Here is a 19,370-nt window from a genome sequence, read left to right on the forward strand (position 1 = left end):
TAGACAGAGAGCGCGACACGCGCCAAGGACACCGTGAAATGGCTTACCAGCCCCAGGAAATCTTCTTCCGCTCCAACGCCCCGGTCACCGTGGACGAAGACAAGTGCATCGCCGACAAGGGCTGTACGGTGTGCGTCGACGTCTGCCCGATGGACCTCTTGGCCATCAATCCCGCCACCCAGAAGGCCTACATGGCTTTCGACGAGTGCTGGTATTGCATGCCCTGCGAAAAGGACTGCCCGACCGGCGCGGTCAAGGTGGAGATCCCGTATCTGTTGCGCTGAGAACCCGGCACGTCGGAAGGTTCCTGTGGGAGCGAATTCATTCGCGATGATGCGTGAGGCGATGGAGATGCGTCGGTTGTGCCGGCCTCTCGCGAATGAATTCGCTCCCACAGGGATCTCTGAGAACACCCGAAAGCCATCCGCCAACCCCGGACGCTGATTCACCCAGCACCCCTCGTTTCCCACCGCGCCCGATCGCGGCGGAGACGACTTCCTATCAATGATTCGAGGGGATACATCCATGCTATTGCGCGCCACTCTGGCCGGCTTCGTGCTGGCTTCGCTGAGCCTGTCGGTGCAGGCCGAAACCATCCGGATTGCCATCGGCACCCAGGACACCACCATCAATTGCGCGGCCGGCGGGCTGCTGATTCGCGAGCTGGGGCTGCTCGACAAATACCTGCCCCACGACGGCAAATACAAGGACGCGCAGTATCAGGTGGAGTGGAAAAACTTCACCAGCGGCGCGCCGCTGACCAATGAAATGGTCGCCGGCAAACTCGATTTCGGCGCCATGGCCGACTTCCCCGGCGCCTTCAATGGCGTGGCGTTCGAGACCGCAGGCAAGCACAGCCTGTTCATCAGCGTGCTGTCGGGCAACATCAAGGGCAGCGGGAATGGCATCGTGGTGCCGACGTCGTCCACCGCTCAGTCGTTGGCAGATCTGAAAGGCAAGACCATTTCCGTGCCGTTCGCCTCCACCGCCCACGGCATGTTGCTGCGCGCCGTCGCCGCTCAGGGTTGGGACCCGCTCAAGGACGTCAACATCATCGCCCAGGCCCCGGAAGTCGCGGGTTCTGCCCTGCAAGCCGACAAGATCGACGCCCACGCCGACTTCGTGCCGTTCGGCGAACTGTTCCCCAATCGTGGCTTTGCTCGCAAGATCTACGACGGCTCGCAATCCAACGCCCCGACCTTCCATGGCGCGCTGGTCGACGAAAGCTATGCCAAGCAATACCCGGAAATCGTCGTCGCCTACCTGCGCGCCGGCATCGAGGCCAACCAGTTGTTGGCCGCCGAGCCCGAGAAGTACAGCGAGCTGATCGAAAAGGTCACCGGTATCGAGGCCGAAGTGAATTACCTGTTCCACGGCCCGCTGGGCCTGCAGACCCGCGATCAGAGCTGGAAACCCGAATACCGCCAGGCCGTCGGCACGGCGATCGACACCCTCAAGCTGCTGAAAAAGGCCGATCGCGGCCTGGATCTGAACACCTTCATCGACGACCGGTACATCCGCGCGGCCTACAAGGCCTCGGGCCTGGACTACAGCGCGCAACTGGCCAACTACGCGCAGTCGCCGCTCAAGGCCAACGACGCGCTGACCGGCAAACCGATCACCGACTTCAAACACGTTGCTGAAATCTGGGTCAAGGGCGAGCCGAAAGTACGCCATTACGCCTCCGCTGAATCGGCCTTCACGGCGTTGCAGGCGCTGATCAAGGAAGGCAAGGCTGTGCGTGCCGTGTATGCCCAGGCCGAGGACAGCGGCATCAAGCTGCTGGCCAGCCAGGCGTGGTTCGCCAGCGACAGCAAGGGGCGCCTGAGCGCCTTCTTGCTCAAGGGCCAGGCGCAGCAATACGCCCAGGCCCAAGGCGGCAAGGTGCTGGACTTCACGGACGCCAGTGCCCATGCCGCTGTGGCCAGCCGCTGATGACGTGTAGGAGCGCGCTTGCCCGCGAAAAGGGCCCGTCTGCAACCTCAGTAGCTAATGGGGACGCGCAATCGCGGGCAAGCGCGCTCCTACGTGAACACAAAACCCGGGAGATCCTGTCCATGCCCTCTCTGCGCTGGATTCCACGTTTCGTATCCGTGCTGCTGTGCCTGCTGTTCTGGCAACTGGCCGCGAGCAACCATTGGAACCTGGGGCTGGTGACCTTTGCCAACGTGCCGACGCCGCTCTCGGTGATCGACGCGGCAGCGGGGCTGGTGGATTCCGGCCGGCTGATGCAGCACCTGACGGCCAGCCTGAGCCGCGTGTTCGCCGGCTACATGGCGGCGCTGCTGATCGGGATGGGGTTGGGCGTCATCATTGGCCGTTCGCGCTGGGCCGAAGACCTGCTGCTGCCGCCACTGGAAGTGCTCCGACCGATTCCAGCCGTGGCGTGGATTCCGCTGGCGATCCTGATGTTCCCGTCGTCCGAGCTGTCGATAGTGTTCATCACCTTCACCGGCGCACTGTTTCCGATCCTGCTCAACACCGTGCATGGCGTTGAAGGCGTCGATCCGCGGCTGATCGCGTCGGCGAGAAGTTTGGGGGCAGGGCGCCGGGCGATTCTGCTGGAGGTCGTCCTGCCGGGCGCGGCACCGAGCATTATCACGGGGCTGGCCATTGGCATGGGCACCTCGTGGTTTTGTCTGGTGACGGCCGAGATGATCTCCGGGCAGTTCGGCATCGGCTATTACACCTGGGAGTCGTACACCATCCAGAATTACGCCGACATCGTCGTCGGCATGCTGCTGATCGGCCTGCTGGGCATGGGCAGCAGCCTGTTGATCAAACGCCTGGGGCAGTTGTTCACCCCTTGGCATCGACCACGAGGAAAAGCCTGATGAACGTTGCAACCAGCCCTGCCGGCCGCGTCGACATACGCGGCATCACCATCGCGTTGGGCGAAGGACAGAACGCTTTTCAGGCCGTACAGGCGCTGGATTGTCAGATCGAGCCGGGCCAGTTTGTCTGCATTCTCGGGCCATCCGGCTGCGGCAAGTCGACCTTGCTTGGCGCGCTGGCCGGGCACCTGCAACCGGTCGAGGGCAGCCTCAAGGTCGATGGCGTGGCCGTCCAGGGCCCATCGCCCCAGCGCGGCATGGTGTTTCAACAGCACACATTGTTTCCTTGGCGCAGCGTGCGCGAGAACGTCGCCTTCGGTTTGAAGATGAGCGGCGTGGGCAAGACCGAACGCCTGGCCGCCGCCGATGAAATGCTGGCGCTGGTGGGCCTGGAGGGCTTCGCCGGGCACTGGCCGAATCAACTGTCCGGCGGCATGCAGCAGCGGGTGGAGATCGCCCGGGTGCTGATCAATCGCCCGCGCCTGTTGCTGATGGACGAACCCTTCGGCGCGCTGGACGCCCTGACCCGCATGAAGATGCAGGAACTGTTGCTGGACATCTGGACGCGCATCCGCACCACCGTGGTGTTCGTCACCCACGACATCGACGAAGCGCTGTTTATGGCGGACCGGATTCTGGTGATGAGCTCGCGCCTCGGGCGCTTCATCGAAGACCTGCAACTGGATTTCCCGCGCCCGCGCAGCACCGAACTGGTGACCCGCCCGGAATTTTCCCGCTTGAAGCGCCATTGCCTCGAGCTGCTGCACCACGAGGACGGTCGGCAACTGCCGCGCCTGAACCCCCTCGGGCTCCCCAACGATCACGACGGACTGCGACTGGCCCTATGACTGAGCTGACTAGCTATTTTGACGACATCGACCACCCCGACATTCTCGCGCTGCAAGCCAGGCTCCAGGACCCGGATGCCGGCGTTCGGCGCATTGCTCTGATCGAACTGGCCGATCTGGAAGACCCCGAGGGCCTGGACTGGCTGATTCACTCGCTGGCATCGGACCCTTCAGAGCAAGTGCGCGCCCAGGCAGGGGCCTTGCTCGAAGCTTGGGAAGAGCCAAAAGTGGTGCAGGCTCTGTGCCAAGCACTGACCGATCCTGAGCCTTCTGTACGCGATGCTGCGGCGCAAAGTCTCAGCGTGCTGAAGACCGTTGAGGCGGGCAGGGTGATTCTGCCGTGGACCACCCACACCGAGGTCAGCGTGCGCACCGCAGCGTTTCGCGCCTTGCGTGAGTTGCGTCTTGAGGAAGCCGCACCCGCCGCCTTGCAGGCGCTGGCCGATGACGACGCTGCCGTGCGCCGCGAAGCCGTAGGTGTGCTGGGCTGGCTGAAACGCACCGACGCCCTGCAAACCCTCGCCACGCTGGCGAGCAATGACCCCGACAGCGAAGTGCGTCGGGCTGCCACAGGCGCGCTGGGATTGGCCAGTAACGCCGAAGTCTTGCCTGCCTTGCGCAAGGCCTTGCAGGACCATGCATGGCAAGTGCGCGAAGAAGCCGCGACGACGCTGGGCAAGGTCGGGCATCAGGATGCCGGGCCTGCTTTGATCGACGCGTTGAGCGATGAATACTGGCAGGTGCGCCTGCGTGCGACCCGCAGCCTGGGCCGTTTGCGGCGTCCCGAATCACTGTGGCCGCTGGTCGAGACCCTGACCCACAACATCAGCAACCTGCGCAAGGAAGCGGCGCTGGCCCTGGGCGAACTGGGCGACAGCCGCGCCAAACCCGCCTTGCAGCAACTGGAACACGATGGCGACCCGGAAGTGCGCAAGGCCGTGCGTATCGCCCTGGCGCAACTGCCATGATCGCCGCGCCCGTTGCCATCGGCAATTCCCGGGAGCTGCAGCGGCTGCGCCTGAGCTGGGCCGATGGTCGCGAGCAGCACATCGATCACGTGCTGCTGCGCCAGCAATGCCCCTGCTCGCAATGCCGGGCGTTTCGTGTGCGGGGGATGAAGCCGGTGGTAGCGGGGTCTGTGCATGTGGTGCAGATCAACCCGCAGGGCTACGGGTTGCAGCTGGTATTCAGCGACGGGCATCAGCGGGGGATTTATCCGTGGGCGTATTTGGCGGGGTTGGAGCAATTTGGGCTATATCAGCAGGCCGCTCACCTGGATTGAAATCCAATCCCCAACTGTGGGGAGCGAATTCATTCGCGATGGGGTTGGCAGATCCGAAACATATCTGGCGGATGTGCGGGCCTCTCGCGAATGAATTCGCTCCCACAGGAGAGACCTCATTGGGTTTGACGACTCAATACCGCGCCTTATCAATCCACTCCAGCGATGTGCGCCAGATACAGATCCCCAGAAAATACGCCGACATCGCCAGCCATACGCTCAGCACCCAAGAGCCGTTATAAGGGTGGTTGAGCACCAGCAGAAAACTGCACAGAAACCACACGCTGGTCACGGCAATGTTCAGCGGCATGAAGCGCCGCACGCGAAACGGGTGCAGAAACTTCATCCGCGTCACCGTCAGCAGCGCCAGGCAAATCACGGTAATGAACGTCAGCCACGGCGCTGGCGACAGGATGTAGACGCACAGCGCGACCACGTTCCAGGCCGCGGGGAAGCCCACGAAATAGTTGTCCTTGCTTTTCATTTCGGTGTTGCAGAAGCAGAACAGCGACGACACCAGCATGATCGAGATGGTCAGCAGCAAGGTGTAGTCGGGCAGGGGGATATAGCGGTAGATGAACAGCGCCGGGATGAAGACGTAGGTCAGGTAGTCGATCACCAGGTCCAGCACCGAACCGTCGAAATGCGGCAGGACCGACTGCACGTTGAGCTTGCGCGCCAGCGAGCCGTCCAGCCCGTCGACGATCAGGGCGATGCCCAGCCACAACAGGCAGGCCTTGGGCTGGTTGTCGAACAGGGCTATGGTCGCCAAAAATGCAAGGACGACGCCGGTGGCCGTGAAACCATGGGCGCCCCATGCTTTGAGCCAGGCGATGCGTTGAATTGGAATCATGGACGGTCCTTCTGGAAATAAAGCTGGCCCGAGCCACTCATCGCAGCGATGAACGGTAGACCCGGCCAGAGGTGCAACTATCGACCGACCATCGGTCGATAAGGTTCACCCTCAACCTCTACACGGTAGCAGGCGGCGCGGGCTTTCGTCGCTCAATTATCAGAAGGCCAGCAGGATTTGCAGCGCAAAGCGTGTCACCGGTCGGCTCGGGAGGAAAAGAGGCATTTTGCTGGCCCCTCAGACTCGCCAGTCTCGGCACAATCGCAGACCTGTCAGGGAGTTAGCCAAGGATTTGCATGCGGATTATCAAGTTTGTGCTGGCGTTTTGTGCACTCGTAGCCCTCGACACTCCGGCGTTTGCGCGGGATTTGAGCAAGAACGAACGCGACCTCTGCACCTGGGGTGCGGGCATTGCAGGGACGGCGCAAAGCTACAAGCTGGCAGGGCTGACCCTCTACGGCGCGCGGAACAAACTCCAGGCCCGGCACTTCCCCCAGCAATGGATGCGCATGAGCGCGCTGGGCATTACCGAACAGACCTACGACAGCCCCTCACGCCTGCGCCCGGAGAGCGTCAGGCAGGTGTATTACGAAGGGTGCACTCGGCACGAACTGGCACGCCGGTAACCCCTGGCTGTGTCACGACAGCCGCTGCATCAGATAAGCCTCACCCCTGACCCGGATCATCGGGTGCGGCGTGATCTGGCAGGTTTTCACCACGGTAAAACCGTGACGCTCATAGAAGCGGCGGGCGCCGGTGTTCTCGGCGTAGTCGATCAGGCTCAGGCCTCTAAGCTGCATGGCGTCGGCGCGCTGTTGCGCATGCTGAAGGAAGCTCAAGCCCAGCCCCTTGTTCCGCCAGCCTTCGTGCAACGCCAGGCTCGAGATGTACAGCGTGTGGGGGATTTCCATGTCGGCGTAGGGCGCCAGCACCGGATCAGTCACCGGCGACGGGTCAAGGTCCTCGCGCATCGCGTAGCTGTGCATCATGCCGATGACTTCGCCATGGGCTTCGGCGATCAGACAGTTCTGGTAGGAAAAATCCACATCTTCCCGGGCATAACGCTGAGCGCCGACATCGAGCAACGCCTCTCCCGATTCCGCCAACTGGCTCCAGATGTAGTCCGAGGCGCCTTCCGAGGTGATCTGAAACAGACGGGCAATTTCACGGGCATCCGCCGCCGTGGCCGGACGAAACTCGACAGTCATTCGCAAGGCTCCGCAAGACATTGGGCGCCCGTTATAGCGTGGAAATAAAAGCGCTCGCCAATGCGTAACCAAGCTGCGTCGCTATCAGGCTGACGGCCGTCGCTATTGGTTGTCGAGAAGGAGAGAAGGGTAAGAAAGACCGGTCGAGCGCGCCTTTGCGGCGCGCTCGATCCAGACTCAGTGTGGCGCCCGAGGAATGGTTTTCATCAGGTCCGCAGGGCTGATATGCCCGACCACCGGCGCGCTGCCCGGTTGTGGCAGGTTGAGGATGTGGCCTTTCATCTTGCCGATGATGTGCATCTCGCACGGTTTGCAATCGAACTTCAGGGTCAGCACCTCATCGCCGTGGATCAACTGCATCGGTGCCACTTTAGTCTTCACGCCGGTGACGCCCTTGGCCTGTTTCGGACACAGGTTGAAGGAAAAGCGCAGGCAGTGTTTGGTGATCATCACCGGCACTTCGCCTGCTTCTTCGTGAGCTTCGTACGCAGCATCGATCAGCTTGACGCCATGACGGTGGTAGAAGTCGCGGGCCTTCTGGTTGTAGACGTTGGCCAGGAACGACAGGTGCGCTTCCGGGTACACCGGTGGCGGGTTGGTCTCGGCCTTGCGCCCACCGCGAGGGTGCGCGGCGACGCGGGCAGCCGTGAGGGCCTCGATAACTTCGCGGCGCAAGGCCTTTAGTTGCGAGTTGGGAATGAAGAATGCCTGGGGCGCATCCAGCTTCACGTCGGTGGCGTGGTACTGGGTGGTGCCGAGCTGACAGAGCAGGTCGCGCAGTTGTTCCAGTGCCTGTTCCGGCTTGTTGGCCGCGCCGAACGGACCGTCCAGCGAGACACCGGCGCTGATGCCTTCTTCGCTGGTGGCGGTGACATCAAGACGGGCCTCACGCAGCTCAACCTGCCACGACACACCGATACGGCGCTCAGCAGAGGTCTTCTGCAGGGCTTGCTGCCAGTTGTGGTCCAGGTTGCGGTTGAGCGGGTGATTCGGACGGGCCTTGTGCAGGTCCGCCGGCATTTCGTTGGGCTCAACGCGATAGCGGTAACGCTTCTCGCCGTCTTCCTCGAACTCGCCTTTGGGCTCGGCGATGTTGGCGCGAAAACCCACCACTTCGCGTTTGATCAGCACGTTGAGGCCGTCGCCGTTGGTCAGCGGATCATGGGTGACCACTTGCAGGTCACGCTTGCTGACTTTTTCCACGATGCCCACCGGCAAACCGGTGAAGGTCGGGGTGTCGAAAGCGCCGATGTCGATCTTGCGATCAGTGACGAAATAATCGGTGCTGCCGCGGTGGAAGGTCTTTTCCGGGTCCGGCAGGAAGAAATGCGCGGTACGGCCGCTGGAGGCGCGGGCGAGATCCGGGCGGTCTTCGAGCACGTCATCCAGACGCTGACGGTAGTAGGCCGTGATGTTCTTCACGTAGCCCATGTCCTTGTAGCGGCCCTCGATCTTGAACGAGCGCACGCCCGCTTCCACCAACGCGCGGATGTTGGCGCTCTGGTTGTTGTCTTTCATCGACAGCAGGTGTTTCTCGAACGCCACGACACGGCCCTGATCGTCTTTCAACGTGTAGGGCAGGCGGCAGGCCTGTGAGCAGTCGCCGCGGTTGGCGCTGCGGCCGGTCTGGGCGTGAGAGATGTTGCACTGACCGGAAAACGCCACACACAGTGCGCCATGAATGAAGAATTCGATGGCGGCATCGGTTTCGTCGGCGATGGCGCGGATTTCCTGCAGGTTCAGCTCACGGGCCAGTACCAGCTGCGAGAAACCGGCCTGATCGAGGAACTTGGCCCGCTCCAGGGTGCGAATGTCGGTCTGGGTGCTGGCGTGCAACTCGATCGGCGGGATGTCCAGTTCCATGACGCCCAGATCCTGAACGATCAGCGCGTCGACACCAGCGTCGTAGAGCTGGTGGATCAGCTGGCGCGCCGGTTCCAGTTCGTTGTCGTGCAGGATGGTGTTGATCGTGGTGAACACGCGGGCGTGGTAGCGATGGGCGAATTCAACCAGCTCGGCGATATCGCTCACTTCGTTGGACGCATTGTGGCGCGCGCCGAAGCTCGGGCCGCCGATGTAGATGGCGTCAGCGCCGTGCAGAATGGCCTCGCGGGCAATGGCCACATCGCGGGCAGGGCTGAGCAATTCCAGATGATGCTTGGGTAGGGACATGTTTTTTTAGTCGGATCGTCACGGTCAAGGCGCGCATTGTAGCGGCGAAACGTGCGACCGGCATCCATCGACTGCCCGATGGCGGTGAGAGGGCAGATAAGTCGCCCACCCCATTGGCCGCCGCCGAACCTGCGACGTCTCCCACAAGGGATTTGTGGCGTGCCATGGATGTAGGGTTTTAGCTGAACCTGTGGGAGCTGCCGGAGCTGTGCGACAGCGGCGAAGGCGCCGGGTCAGACAACTCGTCTTAACCTGACCCACCGCATTGGCTGCCGCCGAACCTGCAACGTCTCCCACAAGGATTGCGAGGCTGCCAGGGAGAGTGTCAGCCCTTGGCAGCCATCGCCGTCACTTCGACACGCATGCCTTCAACCGCCAACGCAGCGACGCCCACCGCCGCACGCACCGGCCAGGGTTGGGCAAAGAAGCGTTTGTACACCTCGTTGAAGGCGGCGCGATCGGCCATGTCGGTGAGGTAGATGGTCAGGTGCATCACACGGTTCATGGAGCTGCCGGCACGTTCCAGCGCGACTTTCAGGGCCTGCAGCGTGCATTCGCTCTGGGCGGTGACATCGCCCAGTTCAAGGCTGCCATCGGCGCGGGTGGGGACCTGGGTGGAAACCATGATGCCGCCAAAGGTGGCGACGTCGGAGGAGATGGAGTCGGCATCTGGGTCGGGCAGGAAGATGAGGTCTTGGCTGGACATGAGAATCTCTGGCTGGAAGGACAAGGCGCCAGATCTGCTCCAGCGCCGTGAAGACACTCATGATAAAGCACATCCCAGTTGAGGCAATCCGCCGGGGCGTTCAACCCACCGATCAGTAACTTTCGAGCAGTTTCGTATCGAGCTTGCTCTTGATAGCGCTAAGTCGCATTGGCATCGTCGCTGAATCTGACAGGGGTGTAGCCAAAGGCTTACACGCGATTGCGAGAACCTGCCGTATACACCCTCACGGGAAAGCCTTAAATTGGATCCATCGACTGAAGCGCAGGATGCACTTCAGAGGTCAAGGATGATCTGCCATTTGCCTGGAACGCGACCGACAGGACGTTGGAATGGTCTTGATAGAAAAGAACCCGCCTCGGCGGGTTTTTTATTGTCTGCGATTGGGCGTCAGACGGCACCGGTCACTCTTTGACGTCCATGAACTCTTTGGCCCAGGCCACGTAGCTTTCCGGCAGGGTGTAGGTGTGGGTCAGTTCGGTGGCGCTGAGGTTTTCAGTGCTGTGGGTCACCTGACGCTGGGCGCGCAGGCTGTCGTAGGTGGCCTTGATCGCCGCGAAGTACGCCGCGTGACCGGCAACGATCACTCGTACACCCAGTTTCGCCAGGCGCGAGTAGTCGCTCAGATTAGGGTTGCCGTAGGTGACCAGCATCAGCGGCACGGTGAGTTTTTCGGAAATCTGCTCCAGGTGGTCGAAATCCTTGATGCCGACCATGCAGATGCCATCGGCGCCGGCTTTTTCGTAGGCCTGGGTGCGCTCGATGATGTCCTTGACCGGCAGCACGCCAGCGTTGGTGCGGGCGATGATCGACAGCTCCGGGTCGACGCGGGCTTCCAGCGCGGCCTTGACCTTGCCGATGCCTTCTTCGATGGATATCAGGTCGGTGGATTTACGACCGAATTGCGCGGGCAGCAGCGTGTCTTCAATGGTCAGGGCGGCCACACCAGCGCGCTCCAGTTCTTCGACCGTGCGCATCACGTTCAGGGCGTTGCCATAGCCGTGGTCGGCGTCGGCGATGAACGGCAGCTGGGCCACGCGGCCAATGCGCGTGGCCTGCTCGACGAACTCGCTCAGGGTGATCAGGGCAAAGTCAGGGGCGGCCAGTACCTGCAACGACGCGACGGAACCGCCAAGGATGCCGACTTCAAAACCCAGGTCCGCCGCGATACGAGCAGACATTGGATCGAATACGGAAGCGGTTTCATAGGCCGCGCTGGCGGCGAGCAATTCGCGGAATTTACGGCGCAGAGCAGTGTGGGACATTCTGGACATGAGGCTTCCTGTTTCTGGCCGTCATCGAAAATAACGATCTACGCCTGTTCATAAGAAGCCGCGAGACTATCATGCGGAATATTCCGAAGTTATGTCGTTTTGGCATGCCCCATGCGCCAAGTACATAAAGGTGCATAACTGCCTGAAAATGGGGCGCCTAATACTGGTCGGCCCCAGTTTGGGGCAGGTTGCCTATGCCATTTGTGACGGATTTCAGACAAAAAGGGTGGGGCGCAAGGTAAACGCATCCGCCAAAGTCAAAGATAGAAAGAAAATAAAGCCATCGTTTCATAAATGAAGAATGGCCGTTCAGGTCTATGCGCGGGGCCAACGCCACGCCGGGTCGCCTAGGTGTTCGGCAAAGAAATCGGAAAGTGCCTTGATCTTCGCCGGGCGGGTTCGCGCCGAAGGAGTGACGAAATACAGCCCGCCGCGGGTCATGTTCCATTCCGGCAGCAGCGCTTCGAGCCTGCCATCGGCCAGGTATTCGCTGGCCATGAATTCCGGTAATTCGGCGATCGCCAAGCCCTCCAACAGCACCGGAATCAGCGCGTCGGAGTTGGTCACTCGCAGTGGGCCGTTGGGCACCACGTCCTCTTCGGTGCCGTCCTCATGGGTAAAGCGCCAGACCTGACTGCGTGCCCTGTAGGCATAACTGAGGCAGGGGCGGCTGGCCAGGTCGCGAGGGTGTAGGGGGCGACCGTGTTCGGCCAGATAGCCGGGGGAAGCGACAAGGTACTGCGTGACCGCACACAAACGTCGAGCCACCAGCGAGGAGTCGGGCAGTTCGGCAATCCGCAGCGCGGCGTCGAAACCCTCGGCGATCAGGTCCACCGAGGCGTCGGACAAATGCAGATCCACCGAAATTTCAGGGTACTGACGCAGCAGCTTTGGCAGCAGCGGCGCGACCCAACGCAAGCCGAATGACATTGGCAAGGCAAGTCGCACCTGACCCCGTGGCTGTACGGAAAGGTCCTGGGCCTCGCTTTCGACCTCTTCGGCCTGCCGATAAATGTCGCCAGCCTTGGCCACCATGCTGGCGCCGAACTCGGTCAGTGCCAGTTGCCGCGACGTGCGGTTGAACAATCGACCGCCCACGCGCTCTTCAAGGCGCGCAACGGCGCGAGAAACCGTGGGTACCGAAACGCCCATGATCCGTGCGGCCGCCGCGAACGAACCTTCTTCCGCCACCTTGGCGAACATGGCAAGACCTTCGAAATCGGGAAGTTTGCTCATTTCATTTCTGCAACGATGGATTGCGGATGATTCTATTTTGAATAGATACCAGTCGTCGATAAGCTTTTCCTCCCATTCATTGGGCAATCATCATGAAAATATCCACTATCACCGCGTTGAAGGACACGTGATCCGTCTGTGCTGATCACGGTTTATTGTTTCAGGTGCGGAACTGCGTCACCAGGCCATTGAGGCTCACCGCCAATTGCGACAGCTCGCCGCTGGCGGCGGCGGTCTGATTGGCGCCGGCCGAGGTCTGCAGCGACAGGTCGCGGATGCTGGTGAGGTTGCGGTCCACTTCACGGGCAACCTGGGCTTGTTCCTCGGTGGCCGAGGCAATGCTGATGTTGCGCTCGTTGATCTGCACGATGGCCGTAATGATCTGCTCCAGCGCACGGCCGGCGGCACGGGCCACCTCCAGGCTGGCGCGAGCACGGTCGCTGCTCAGGTCCATGGCTGACACCGCTTTGTCGGTACCGCCCTGAATCGACGCGATCATCTTCTCGATCTCGGCGGTCGATTGCTGGGTGCGATGGGCAAGGGCGCGGACTTCATCGGCGACCACGGCAAAACCCCGTCCGGCTTCACCAGCGCGGGCGGCTTCGATGGCGGCGTTCAAGGCCAGCAAGTTGGTCTGATCGGCAATGCCGCGAATCACATCCAGCACGCCGCTGATGCTTTGCACCTGGCCGGCGAGGCCGTTGATCTCGGTGGCCGTGGCGCCCACGGCCTGATGCAGTTCGTTGATGACGCTGACGGTTTCGTCCACTCGCTGACGGCCGTTTTCAGCCGATTCGCTGGATTCGCGGGCAGCGGTGGAAGCCAGCGCCGCGTTACGCGCCACTTCTTCAACCGCTGCGCTCATCTGGTTGATGGCCGTGGCGGCCTGATTGATTTCATCGTTCTGACGCTGTACCCCGCGCAGGGAATCTTCAGTCACGGCGGTCATTTCCTCGGAGGTCGACGCCAACTGGCTGGAAGAATCGCCCAGCTCCGACAGAGTGCGGCGCAGGTTCTGCTGCATGACCGACAGCGCCTGCAGCAAACGCCCCGGCTCGTCCTTGCCATCCACCTGAATGGGCTTGCTCAGGTCGTTGCCAGCGATCTGCTCGGCCACAGCCAGGGCCTCGGCGATCGGGGCGACCAGGCTGCGGGTGAACAGAGCGGCCAGGCTGAGCGTCGCGATCAGCGCAATGACAATGGCGGCAATGACGACGTTGCGCGATTGCTCGTAGCTCGCCTCGGCAGCGACGTCCGACGCTTGCATCTTCTGGTTGGCCAGATCGGAAATGGTGGCGATGTCCTTGGTCAGCACGTCGGCGGCGCGGGTCTGCTCACCGGACGGCTGGGTCATGGCCGTGACCAGGTCGTCACGTTTCTGCGCAAAGGCTTCCAGATAGCGCGCATGCACAGCCAGATACGCCTGCATGTCACGCTCCATGTCCTGATAAGCGGCGATGCCGCGTTCAGTGACCAGCATGGATCTCAAGCGTTTGACGTCTTTTTCCAGATCGGCACGGCCCTGGTTGATGCGCTTGCGCGCGGCGTCTGCACTGTCAGCGGTATCCGCGGCGCGCAGGCTGGTGTTGCCCAGACGGATCGTCAGTAGATCGGTCTTGATGTCGGCAATGGCCATGAGGGTTGGCAGCACGTTGTTCTGCAGCATGTCGCGGGCATCGCGCAGCTTGACCGATTGCAGCAGCGAGAACAGTCCGACAGCGGAAATGAGAATGGCGAAAAAGCCGAAGAAAATCAGCGATCGAGGGGCGATATTCAGGCTTCTGAGGTTCATGCAGGGGATATCCGTGGAAAAGATAGCAATATGATATCATCATGAATCGTTTCAGCTTGAGTCAAATTGTCATGTTTTTGGGCTGAAATCCTTTGTTCTGCCCAACGACAACCTTAACCCTCAAAGAAGAGAGTAACCGCTACCGACGCAACTTGGGCCTCACCACCTTCAGCCGGGCCAGCGCCAGGTTGTGCAGGTACTGCCTGACCGCATCGTGGTGGTCAACGCTGACGTGGTAACAATCCAGCAGCCCCAGCAAATAACCCTCGGCCATGGCGTGGTAGCGCGAGATGCCTTCCTGGGTGTTGCTGGTTTTCAGCTTGATAATCAGCTCGTCGATCCGGGCGCGGTTCTCATTGGAAAGCCAGCCGTCCTGGGGAGGCGAACCTGCTTCATCGGCAAACGTCTCGTCCAACACGCGATCTCCTGACTTGATTCGTTTGAGGCGCCACCTCAGTCGCGCCCGATCACTTATAGTGGCTTGCGACTGGGCAGCACAAGGCTCGGGGGCTGCTCGATCACGATCATTACCGACGCGGGCTGCTGCAAACCAGCCGGCAGTTAGAGCAGGAGCGAGGAGCTGCTGCAGTGGATCGAATCGCCCCATGAAGACGACTGGCAGCATTCGCTGTGGTCGATCATGGCGCCGCACGGAAAGCCCGCGTTTGCACGATGCCAACCTGCGTACCCGCTAGGGGCAGAGCGTGCCTGCCGACCCACGGCAACACCGTCGAAGACTGATGCGCGCGGCGGATTCAGCCATGTATGATGCCAAGCGTTGCGCAAAAGGGCAGTATCGCTTTGCGCCCAATTGACCTGCCCGTCGACGCGGCACAATTGCCTCTTAGAAGACTCCCGCAATGCCTTCAGCACTGATACGCCCAACCCCCGCCCCCCATCTGGCTCCCGGCGAAACCGTCGTGCTCTTCGACGGGGTCTGCAAACTGTGCAACGGCTGGGCAAAATTCCTGATTCGTCACGACCGCTTCCAACGTGTCCGACTGGCCACAGTGCAATCGCCGGAAGGGCAGGCGCTGCTGGCGTGGGCGGGATTGTCGCTGGAGGCGTTCGACACCATGGCGGTGATTCGCGACCGACAGTACTGGGTGAGGTCTGACGCATTTTTTGAGGTTGTCGCGCGCTTGCCCGCGCCTTGGCCAGCCTTAGGCGCGCTGCGCCTGATTCCCCGCGTGCTGCGCGACTGGTTCTATGATCGCATTGCGCTTAATCGCTATCACCTGTTCGGCAAACATGATGTGTGTCTGCTGCCGACGGCTGATCACCAGCGGCGCTTTCTCAAGGCGCAGTCGTAACGACGTTGTTGCCAGATGCACTGCCCAAACGGGTGATGAAACGCGAGCCGACCAGAGGGCACGTTGGAATCTGGCGTAAGTTTGAAGACTGGCCATACTGATGAGCCCCAAAACCCTATGCTGACCTCGTTGCTGTCCGGTTTTCTTCGAGGCCCGATTGATCATCCGAAGGAGACCTGCCCATGGTTATCACGATCGAAAAGGCTGTTTGCGGTACGGACTGGCTGGTGATTCTGAATGACTATCCTGTGACCTTCAGCAGCATGGAAGCGGCGCAGTCGTTCGTTGACCGCCTCAGGGCAAGGATTGAAGCACCCCACATCATTCCCGTCTATTGATGCCAAGCACTGCCTGGTCAGCGGCAGGAACATCACGTTGATCAGGTTGAGCTTGCGCAGCGCCAGGTTCATGCCGATGGCCGGACTGACCATCGGCGCCGGCGGGTTTTCGCCGTCATCAGACCGACACTTTTGCAGCGCACTATGGTCGGAGCGTCGTAAGCCTTTTTTTCGATGTCTACACGACGTGATGCAACTGCCGACGGGATGAACGATGAGTGCCACGCAAGCAAGTGCGGCCAAGCACAAGGGATTGAAACGCCGCGCCACGGTGATCTATCGCCGTGATGGCGACATTCTCTTCGTACGCAAGCGACGCTCCAAATGGAACCTGCCAGGCGGGCGTGTCGAGCGAGGAGAGACGCCGCTGCAGGCGGCCAAGCGGGAGATGTCCGAGGAAACCGGCCTGCAATTCGATCGGCTGACCTACGTCTCCGAATACCGGCAGAACAAGGTCGTGCATTTCCTCTTCGAAGCTCGACGCACGCTGTCCAAAAAGCCACGCCCTGGCAATGAAATCGACCATTGCTGCTGGATCAGCGCCAAGCGGCTGGGCAAACGCAATGTGCGTGAGCCCATCCGGGATCTGCTCAAGCGCTGGGCGAGCGACCTTTAAACAGTCATCGGCCTCTCGGCTCGTCAATCCCCTCAGGATTGTCCAGAGCGCAATAGATTCCGCTGCACGCGCCAGACCAGGTAACCCGCCACCAGCGTGGTCGCGACCAGAACGTAACCCACCACATCGAAATGCAGCAGCTTGCCGTCGGCACCGATCAGCACGATATGCCCGGCCAGCAAGGAGGCATAGCCTCCCGACAGCATCTTTACCGGCCAGCCGTCACTTTCATCAGCACCTGCGAGAGTTGATCGATGGAGTAAGGCTTGTTGAGCAGCTCGAAACCATCCGAACCTTTCTCGGCGAGTACGTGGCTGTAGCCGGATGTCAGCACAACGGGCAGGGTCGGATGACGCGCGCGAAGCGCGTGAGCCAGCTCGATACCGCTCATGCCCGGCATGACCACATCGGAAAACACCACATCGAAGTGTTCATTGCCCACGCTCAGTCGCTCCAGCGCATCCTGCGCGCTTGCAGCCAGTACCGGCTGATAGCCCAGTTCGGCCAATGCCTGAATGGCGAAGGTGCCGACATCGACGTTGTCTTCCACCACCAGCACGCGCGTGCCGTGGCCATCCTGCATCGCGCAGGGAGCCAGTGCATTGGTGGCGGCGGGGAACTGGCCCTCGACCCGTGGCAGGTAGAGGGTGAACGTGGCGCCTTTGCCCAAATCACTGGCCACTGCCACTTCGCCGCCCGATTGCTTGGCAAAGCCAAATACCTGACTGAGCCCGAGCCCCGTGCCTTCGCCGATCCCCTTGGTGGTGTAGAAGGGCTCGAAGATCTTTTCCAGCTGGGTGGCGGGAATGCCTGTTCCGGTATCGGTAATGGAGATCGCCACAAACGGGCCGCTGACGGCAGGGTGAAGTCGCACCAAAGGCATCGACTCGACAGGGCGCACGGCGATCGAAAGCTTGCCTTCGCCCGTCATCGCATCCCGGGCGTTGGCGACCATGTTCACCAGCGCCGTATCGAACTGACTGGGATCGGAGTTCACGAAACAAGGGGCGTCTGAAAGGTCGATCACCGTCTCGATGCGCGAGCCTGTCAGCGTACCGATCATGCCGGTGATGGCGCGCAGATTGTCACACACGTCAAAAACCGCTGGCTGCAGCGCTTGCCTGCGGGCGAAGGCGAGCAGTTGGCCGGTGAGTCTGGATGCGCGATCAACGGTTTCGGAAATGGCGGTGATGTACCTCAGTCTTCGCTCATCGGTCAGGCTGGGCCGCAAAAGAAGGTCAGTGGATGAGCGAATGACGGTCAGCAAGTTGTTGAAGTCGTGGGCGACGCCACCGGTCAGTTGCCCCACGGCTTCCATCTTTTGTGACTGACGCAGGGCCTCGGCCTGTTCCCTCTCTGAGGTGACATGCCGGCCTGCCGCATAGATCCGGCCATCCTGAAACGACCCCGTCCAGCTGAACCACTTATAGCCACCATTCTTGTGCCGCAGGCGGTATTCGTAAGGCGTGACCAGCGGGTGATCGAAAATCCCGGTAAACGCTGTGATAGCCCCGGCAAGATCATCGGGATGGGTGAAGTCGGAAAATCTGGCGCCGACCAGTTCATCCTCCGACCAGCCCAACTGTTCTGTCCAACGCCCGTTCACTTCATCCAGCATGCCGTTGGGGGAGGCGATGACCAGCAATTCCTGTGAGAGACCCCAGGCCCGGTCTCGCTCACGAGTACGCAGGGCGAGGTTGGCGGTCTGTTCTTTCTCGGCCGTGACGTCGCGCGCGCTGCAATAGACCTTGCCGTCCTCAAGCACAGCGACCCATGACAACCAGCGGTAGCTGCCGTCGCGATGCCGGTAGCGATTCTGGAAGCGCGAGACAGGGCGCCCCTTGATGGCTTTGTTGAAGATCGCCTGGCTGTTACGCAGGTCATCCGGGTGCACCAGGGACAACAGATTGGTATGCAGCTCTTCAGGCGACCAGCCCAGGGTAATCGTCCAGGCAGGGTTCGACGCCTCAATCATGCCCTCGGCATTGATGACCGACAAAAGATCCGGGCTGAGCAACCACGTGCGGCTGCGTTCGGTGGCTCGCTCATTGACCTTGCTTTCGAGTTCGGAGTTGAGGTCACGCAGTTCGTCCTGGCTGCGCCGTAATCTGAGATCGGAACGGTGCCGTTCGATGGCCAGCGCGGTGGTCTGCGCAATGACGGCGATGGCCTCGACGTCACTGGCTGAAGGCGAGCGAGGTTCTGCGTAATAAACGGCGAATGTGCCCAACACCGTGCCGTCCGCGGCTTTGATAGGCATTGACCAACAGGCCCGCAAACCGTTGGAAACGGCAAGCTCGGTGTAGCCTTCCCACAGAGGGCTGGTAGCGATGTCGTCGACGTAGACCGGCGCTCCCCGGGCAGCGGCAGTCCCGCATGAACCAATACCCTCGCCGATGGCGATACCGTGGATCGCTTCGTTGTAGACCACCGGCAGGCTGGGCGCGGCGCCGTGCAGCATGTATTGCCCGTCGTCGCTGAGCAGAAGTACCGAGGCCATCACCCCGGGACTTTGCGCTTCAACGGCCAGCAACAGATCAGTGAGCACTTGGGCCAGTGGGATGCCGGCTGCAATCTGGCCCAGCACTTTCCTTTCACGCTCGATCAATGCGACGGGCGAGTAGGTTCCGCCGAGCAGACTCAGATCGATGGAGGGTTGAGTATCGGATGGGTCAGGCACTTTCTTGGGTTCTCAGCATGAGGGATCGCTTCGGATAGTGAGCGGCGTCCAGCAACGCCTGTGATCAGCCAACACGCCGTCATTCATTCTCGACAGGGGGGGATCACGTAAAGTTGCATATTGTTCCACGGCTTGAAGCAAACGATGTCGTTTTGATAAAGTTGTAACCAGACATTGCGCTGTATGGCGCTCTGCGTAAG

At 61.1% G+C, this 19,370-nt stretch carries 20 protein-coding genes; 10 read left to right on the forward strand and 10 right to left on the reverse strand.

Features of this window, described 5'->3' with window-relative positions:
- The first annotated feature begins 38 nt into the window (after positions 1 to 38).
- From AC07V9_RS03760 to AC07V9_RS03785, 6 genes are all read left to right on the forward strand, one after another.
- Positions 39 to 284: a 4Fe-4S dicluster domain-containing protein gene (locus AC07V9_RS03760; RefSeq protein ID WP_110950700.1), complete on the forward strand. Its 246-nt coding sequence runs from the start codon at positions 39 to 41 to the stop codon at positions 282 to 284.
- Between the two features lie 241 nt (positions 285 to 525).
- Positions 526 to 1,935, forward strand: coding sequence for an ABC transporter substrate-binding protein (locus tag AC07V9_RS03765; RefSeq protein ID WP_495014353.1), 1,410 nt, complete (start codon positions 526 to 528; stop codon positions 1,933 to 1,935).
- A gap of 122 nt (positions 1,936 to 2,057) precedes the next feature.
- Positions 2,058 to 2,834: an ABC transporter permease gene (locus tag AC07V9_RS03770; RefSeq protein ID WP_495014354.1), complete on the forward strand. Its 777-nt coding sequence runs from the start codon at positions 2,058 to 2,060 to the stop codon at positions 2,832 to 2,834.
- A complete protein-coding gene (locus tag AC07V9_RS03775) occupies positions 2,834 to 3,682 on the forward strand; it encodes an ABC transporter ATP-binding protein (RefSeq protein WP_495014355.1) in 849 nt (282 codons plus the stop codon). The genes AC07V9_RS03770 and AC07V9_RS03775 overlap by 1 nt, the downstream gene beginning before the upstream one ends.
- A 5-nt stretch (positions 3,683 to 3,687) precedes the next feature.
- Complete coding sequence (locus AC07V9_RS03780) at positions 3,688 to 4,650, forward strand: HEAT repeat domain-containing protein (RefSeq protein ID WP_495014575.1); 963 nt, start codon at positions 3,688 to 3,690, stop codon at positions 4,648 to 4,650.
- Complete coding sequence (locus tag AC07V9_RS03785; RefSeq protein WP_495014356.1) at positions 4,647 to 4,964, forward strand: DUF971 domain-containing protein; 318 nt, start codon at positions 4,647 to 4,649, stop codon at positions 4,962 to 4,964. The genes AC07V9_RS03780 and AC07V9_RS03785 overlap by 4 nt, the downstream gene beginning before the upstream one ends.
- A gap of 133 nt (positions 4,965 to 5,097) precedes the next feature.
- Here AC07V9_RS03785 and pcsA read toward each other — a convergent pair whose 3' ends face one another.
- Positions 5,098 to 5,817, reverse strand: coding sequence for a phosphatidylcholine synthase (pcsA, locus tag AC07V9_RS03790; RefSeq protein ID WP_495014357.1), 720 nt, complete (start codon positions 5,815 to 5,817; stop codon positions 5,098 to 5,100).
- Positions 5,818 to 6,113: 296 nt separating this feature from the next.
- Between pcsA and AC07V9_RS03795 the strand changes: the two genes are divergently transcribed.
- On the forward strand, positions 6,114 to 6,443 hold the full coding sequence (locus AC07V9_RS03795; RefSeq protein WP_495014358.1) for a hypothetical protein: 330 nt from the start codon (positions 6,114 to 6,116) through the stop codon (positions 6,441 to 6,443).
- Positions 6,444 to 6,455: 12 nt separating this feature from the next.
- Here AC07V9_RS03795 and AC07V9_RS03800 read toward each other — a convergent pair whose 3' ends face one another.
- The 7 genes from AC07V9_RS03800 to AC07V9_RS03830 all read right to left on the reverse strand — a co-directional run bounded on the left by AC07V9_RS03800 (position 6,456) and on the right by AC07V9_RS03830 (position 14,641).
- The gene (locus AC07V9_RS03800) at positions 6,456 to 7,025 is read right to left on the reverse strand and encodes a GNAT family N-acetyltransferase (protein WP_495014359.1); all 570 of its coding nucleotides are present in this window, start codon (positions 7,023 to 7,025) and stop codon (positions 6,456 to 6,458) included.
- Positions 7,026 to 7,202: 177 nt separating this feature from the next.
- Positions 7,203 to 9,197: a peptidase U32 family protein gene (locus AC07V9_RS03805; RefSeq protein WP_495014360.1), complete on the reverse strand. Its 1,995-nt coding sequence runs from the start codon at positions 9,195 to 9,197 to the stop codon at positions 7,203 to 7,205.
- Between the two features lie 325 nt (positions 9,198 to 9,522).
- Positions 9,523 to 9,903: a RidA family protein gene (locus AC07V9_RS03810; protein WP_495014361.1), complete on the reverse strand. Its 381-nt coding sequence runs from the start codon at positions 9,901 to 9,903 to the stop codon at positions 9,523 to 9,525.
- Positions 9,904 to 10,325: 422 nt separating this feature from the next.
- Complete coding sequence (locus AC07V9_RS03815) at positions 10,326 to 11,195, reverse strand: isocitrate lyase/PEP mutase family protein (RefSeq protein WP_495014362.1); 870 nt, start codon at positions 11,193 to 11,195, stop codon at positions 10,326 to 10,328.
- 315 nt (positions 11,196 to 11,510) lie between these two features.
- Positions 11,511 to 12,431 carry a LysR family transcriptional regulator gene (locus tag AC07V9_RS03820; protein WP_495014363.1) on the reverse strand — a complete coding sequence of 307 codons (921 nt, stop codon included), beginning with the start codon at positions 12,429 to 12,431 and terminating at the stop codon, positions 11,511 to 11,513.
- Positions 12,432 to 12,591: 160 nt separating this feature from the next.
- Positions 12,592 to 14,223 carry a methyl-accepting chemotaxis protein gene (locus AC07V9_RS03825; protein ID WP_495014364.1) on the reverse strand — a complete coding sequence of 544 codons (1,632 nt, stop codon included), beginning with the start codon at positions 14,221 to 14,223 and terminating at the stop codon, positions 12,592 to 12,594.
- Positions 14,224 to 14,362: 139 nt separating this feature from the next.
- Entirely contained in the window at positions 14,363 to 14,641 is a 279-nt protein-coding gene (locus AC07V9_RS03830) for a hypothetical protein (RefSeq protein WP_495014365.1), read from the reverse strand.
- 442 nt (positions 14,642 to 15,083) lie between these two features.
- On the opposite strand from AC07V9_RS03830, the gene AC07V9_RS03835 reads away from it, so the two are divergent.
- The 3 genes from AC07V9_RS03835 to AC07V9_RS03845 all read left to right on the forward strand — a co-directional run bounded on the left by AC07V9_RS03835 (position 15,084) and on the right by AC07V9_RS03845 (position 16,490).
- The gene (locus AC07V9_RS03835; protein WP_495014366.1) at positions 15,084 to 15,536 is read left to right on the forward strand and encodes a thiol-disulfide oxidoreductase DCC family protein; all 453 of its coding nucleotides are present in this window, start codon (positions 15,084 to 15,086) and stop codon (positions 15,534 to 15,536) included.
- A 182-nt stretch (positions 15,537 to 15,718) separates the two neighbouring features.
- Positions 15,719 to 15,874, forward strand: coding sequence for a hypothetical protein (locus AC07V9_RS03840; RefSeq protein WP_495014367.1), 156 nt, complete (start codon positions 15,719 to 15,721; stop codon positions 15,872 to 15,874).
- A 214-nt stretch (positions 15,875 to 16,088) separates the two neighbouring features.
- A complete protein-coding gene (locus AC07V9_RS03845) occupies positions 16,089 to 16,490 on the forward strand; it encodes an NUDIX hydrolase (protein WP_495014368.1) in 402 nt (133 codons plus the stop codon).
- A gap of 32 nt (positions 16,491 to 16,522) precedes the next feature.
- Here AC07V9_RS03845 and AC07V9_RS03850 read toward each other — a convergent pair whose 3' ends face one another.
- Together AC07V9_RS03850 and AC07V9_RS03855 are read right to left on the reverse strand one after the other, a co-directional pair.
- Complete coding sequence (locus AC07V9_RS03850; RefSeq protein ID WP_495014369.1) at positions 16,523 to 16,696, reverse strand: hypothetical protein; 174 nt, start codon at positions 16,694 to 16,696, stop codon at positions 16,523 to 16,525.
- 2 nt (positions 16,697 to 16,698) lie between these two features.
- Positions 16,699 to 19,170, reverse strand: a complete 2,472-nt coding sequence (locus AC07V9_RS03855; protein ID WP_495014370.1) for a PAS domain-containing protein — start codon at positions 19,168 to 19,170, stop codon at positions 16,699 to 16,701.
- Positions 19,171 to 19,370 lie beyond the last annotated feature (200 nt).

The sequence above is a fragment of the Pseudomonas sp. GW821-FHT02A11 genome (genome assembly GCF_059421985.1).

Bases quoted from the DNA above. Each gene is read 5' to 3' on its own strand.
- AC07V9_RS03760 (WP_110950700.1), top strand. From the start codon at position 39: ATGGCTTACCAGCCCCAGGAAATCTTCTTCCGCTCCAACGCCCCGGTC.
- AC07V9_RS03765 (WP_495014353.1), top strand. From the start codon at position 526: ATGCTATTGCGCGCCACTCTGGCCGGCTTCGTGCTGGCTTCGCTGAGC.
- AC07V9_RS03770 (WP_495014354.1), top strand. From the start codon at position 2,058: ATGCCCTCTCTGCGCTGGATTCCACGTTTCGTATCCGTGCTGCTGTGC.
- AC07V9_RS03775 (WP_495014355.1), top strand. From the start codon at position 2,834: ATGAACGTTGCAACCAGCCCTGCCGGCCGCGTCGACATACGCGGCATC.
- AC07V9_RS03785 (WP_495014356.1), top strand. From the start codon at position 4,647: ATGATCGCCGCGCCCGTTGCCATCGGCAATTCCCGGGAGCTGCAGCGG.
- pcsA (WP_495014357.1), bottom strand. From the start codon at position 5,817: ATGATTCCAATTCAACGCATCGCCTGGCTCAAAGCATGGGGCGCCCAT.
- AC07V9_RS03795 (WP_495014358.1), top strand. From the start codon at position 6,114: ATGCGGATTATCAAGTTTGTGCTGGCGTTTTGTGCACTCGTAGCCCTC.
- AC07V9_RS03800 (WP_495014359.1), bottom strand. From the start codon at position 7,025: ATGACTGTCGAGTTTCGTCCGGCCACGGCGGCGGATGCCCGTGAAATT.
- AC07V9_RS03805 (WP_495014360.1), bottom strand. From the start codon at position 9,197: ATGTCCCTACCCAAGCATCATCTGGAATTGCTCAGCCCTGCCCGCGAT.
- AC07V9_RS03810 (WP_495014361.1), bottom strand. From the start codon at position 9,903: ATGTCCAGCCAAGACCTCATCTTCCTGCCCGACCCAGATGCCGACTCC.
- AC07V9_RS03815 (WP_495014362.1), bottom strand. From the start codon at position 11,195: ATGTCCAGAATGTCCCACACTGCTCTGCGCCGTAAATTCCGCGAATTG.
- AC07V9_RS03820 (WP_495014363.1), bottom strand. From the start codon at position 12,431: ATGAGCAAACTTCCCGATTTCGAAGGTCTTGCCATGTTCGCCAAGGTG.
- AC07V9_RS03825 (WP_495014364.1), bottom strand. From the start codon at position 14,223: ATGAACCTCAGAAGCCTGAATATCGCCCCTCGATCGCTGATTTTCTTC.
- AC07V9_RS03835 (WP_495014366.1), top strand. From the start codon at position 15,084: ATGCCTTCAGCACTGATACGCCCAACCCCCGCCCCCCATCTGGCTCCC.
- AC07V9_RS03840 (WP_495014367.1), top strand. From the start codon at position 15,719: ATGGTTATCACGATCGAAAAGGCTGTTTGCGGTACGGACTGGCTGGTG.
- AC07V9_RS03845 (WP_495014368.1), top strand. From the start codon at position 16,089: ATGAGTGCCACGCAAGCAAGTGCGGCCAAGCACAAGGGATTGAAACGC.
- AC07V9_RS03850 (WP_495014369.1), bottom strand. From the start codon at position 16,696: ATGCTGTCGGGAGGCTATGCCTCCTTGCTGGCCGGGCATATCGTGCTG.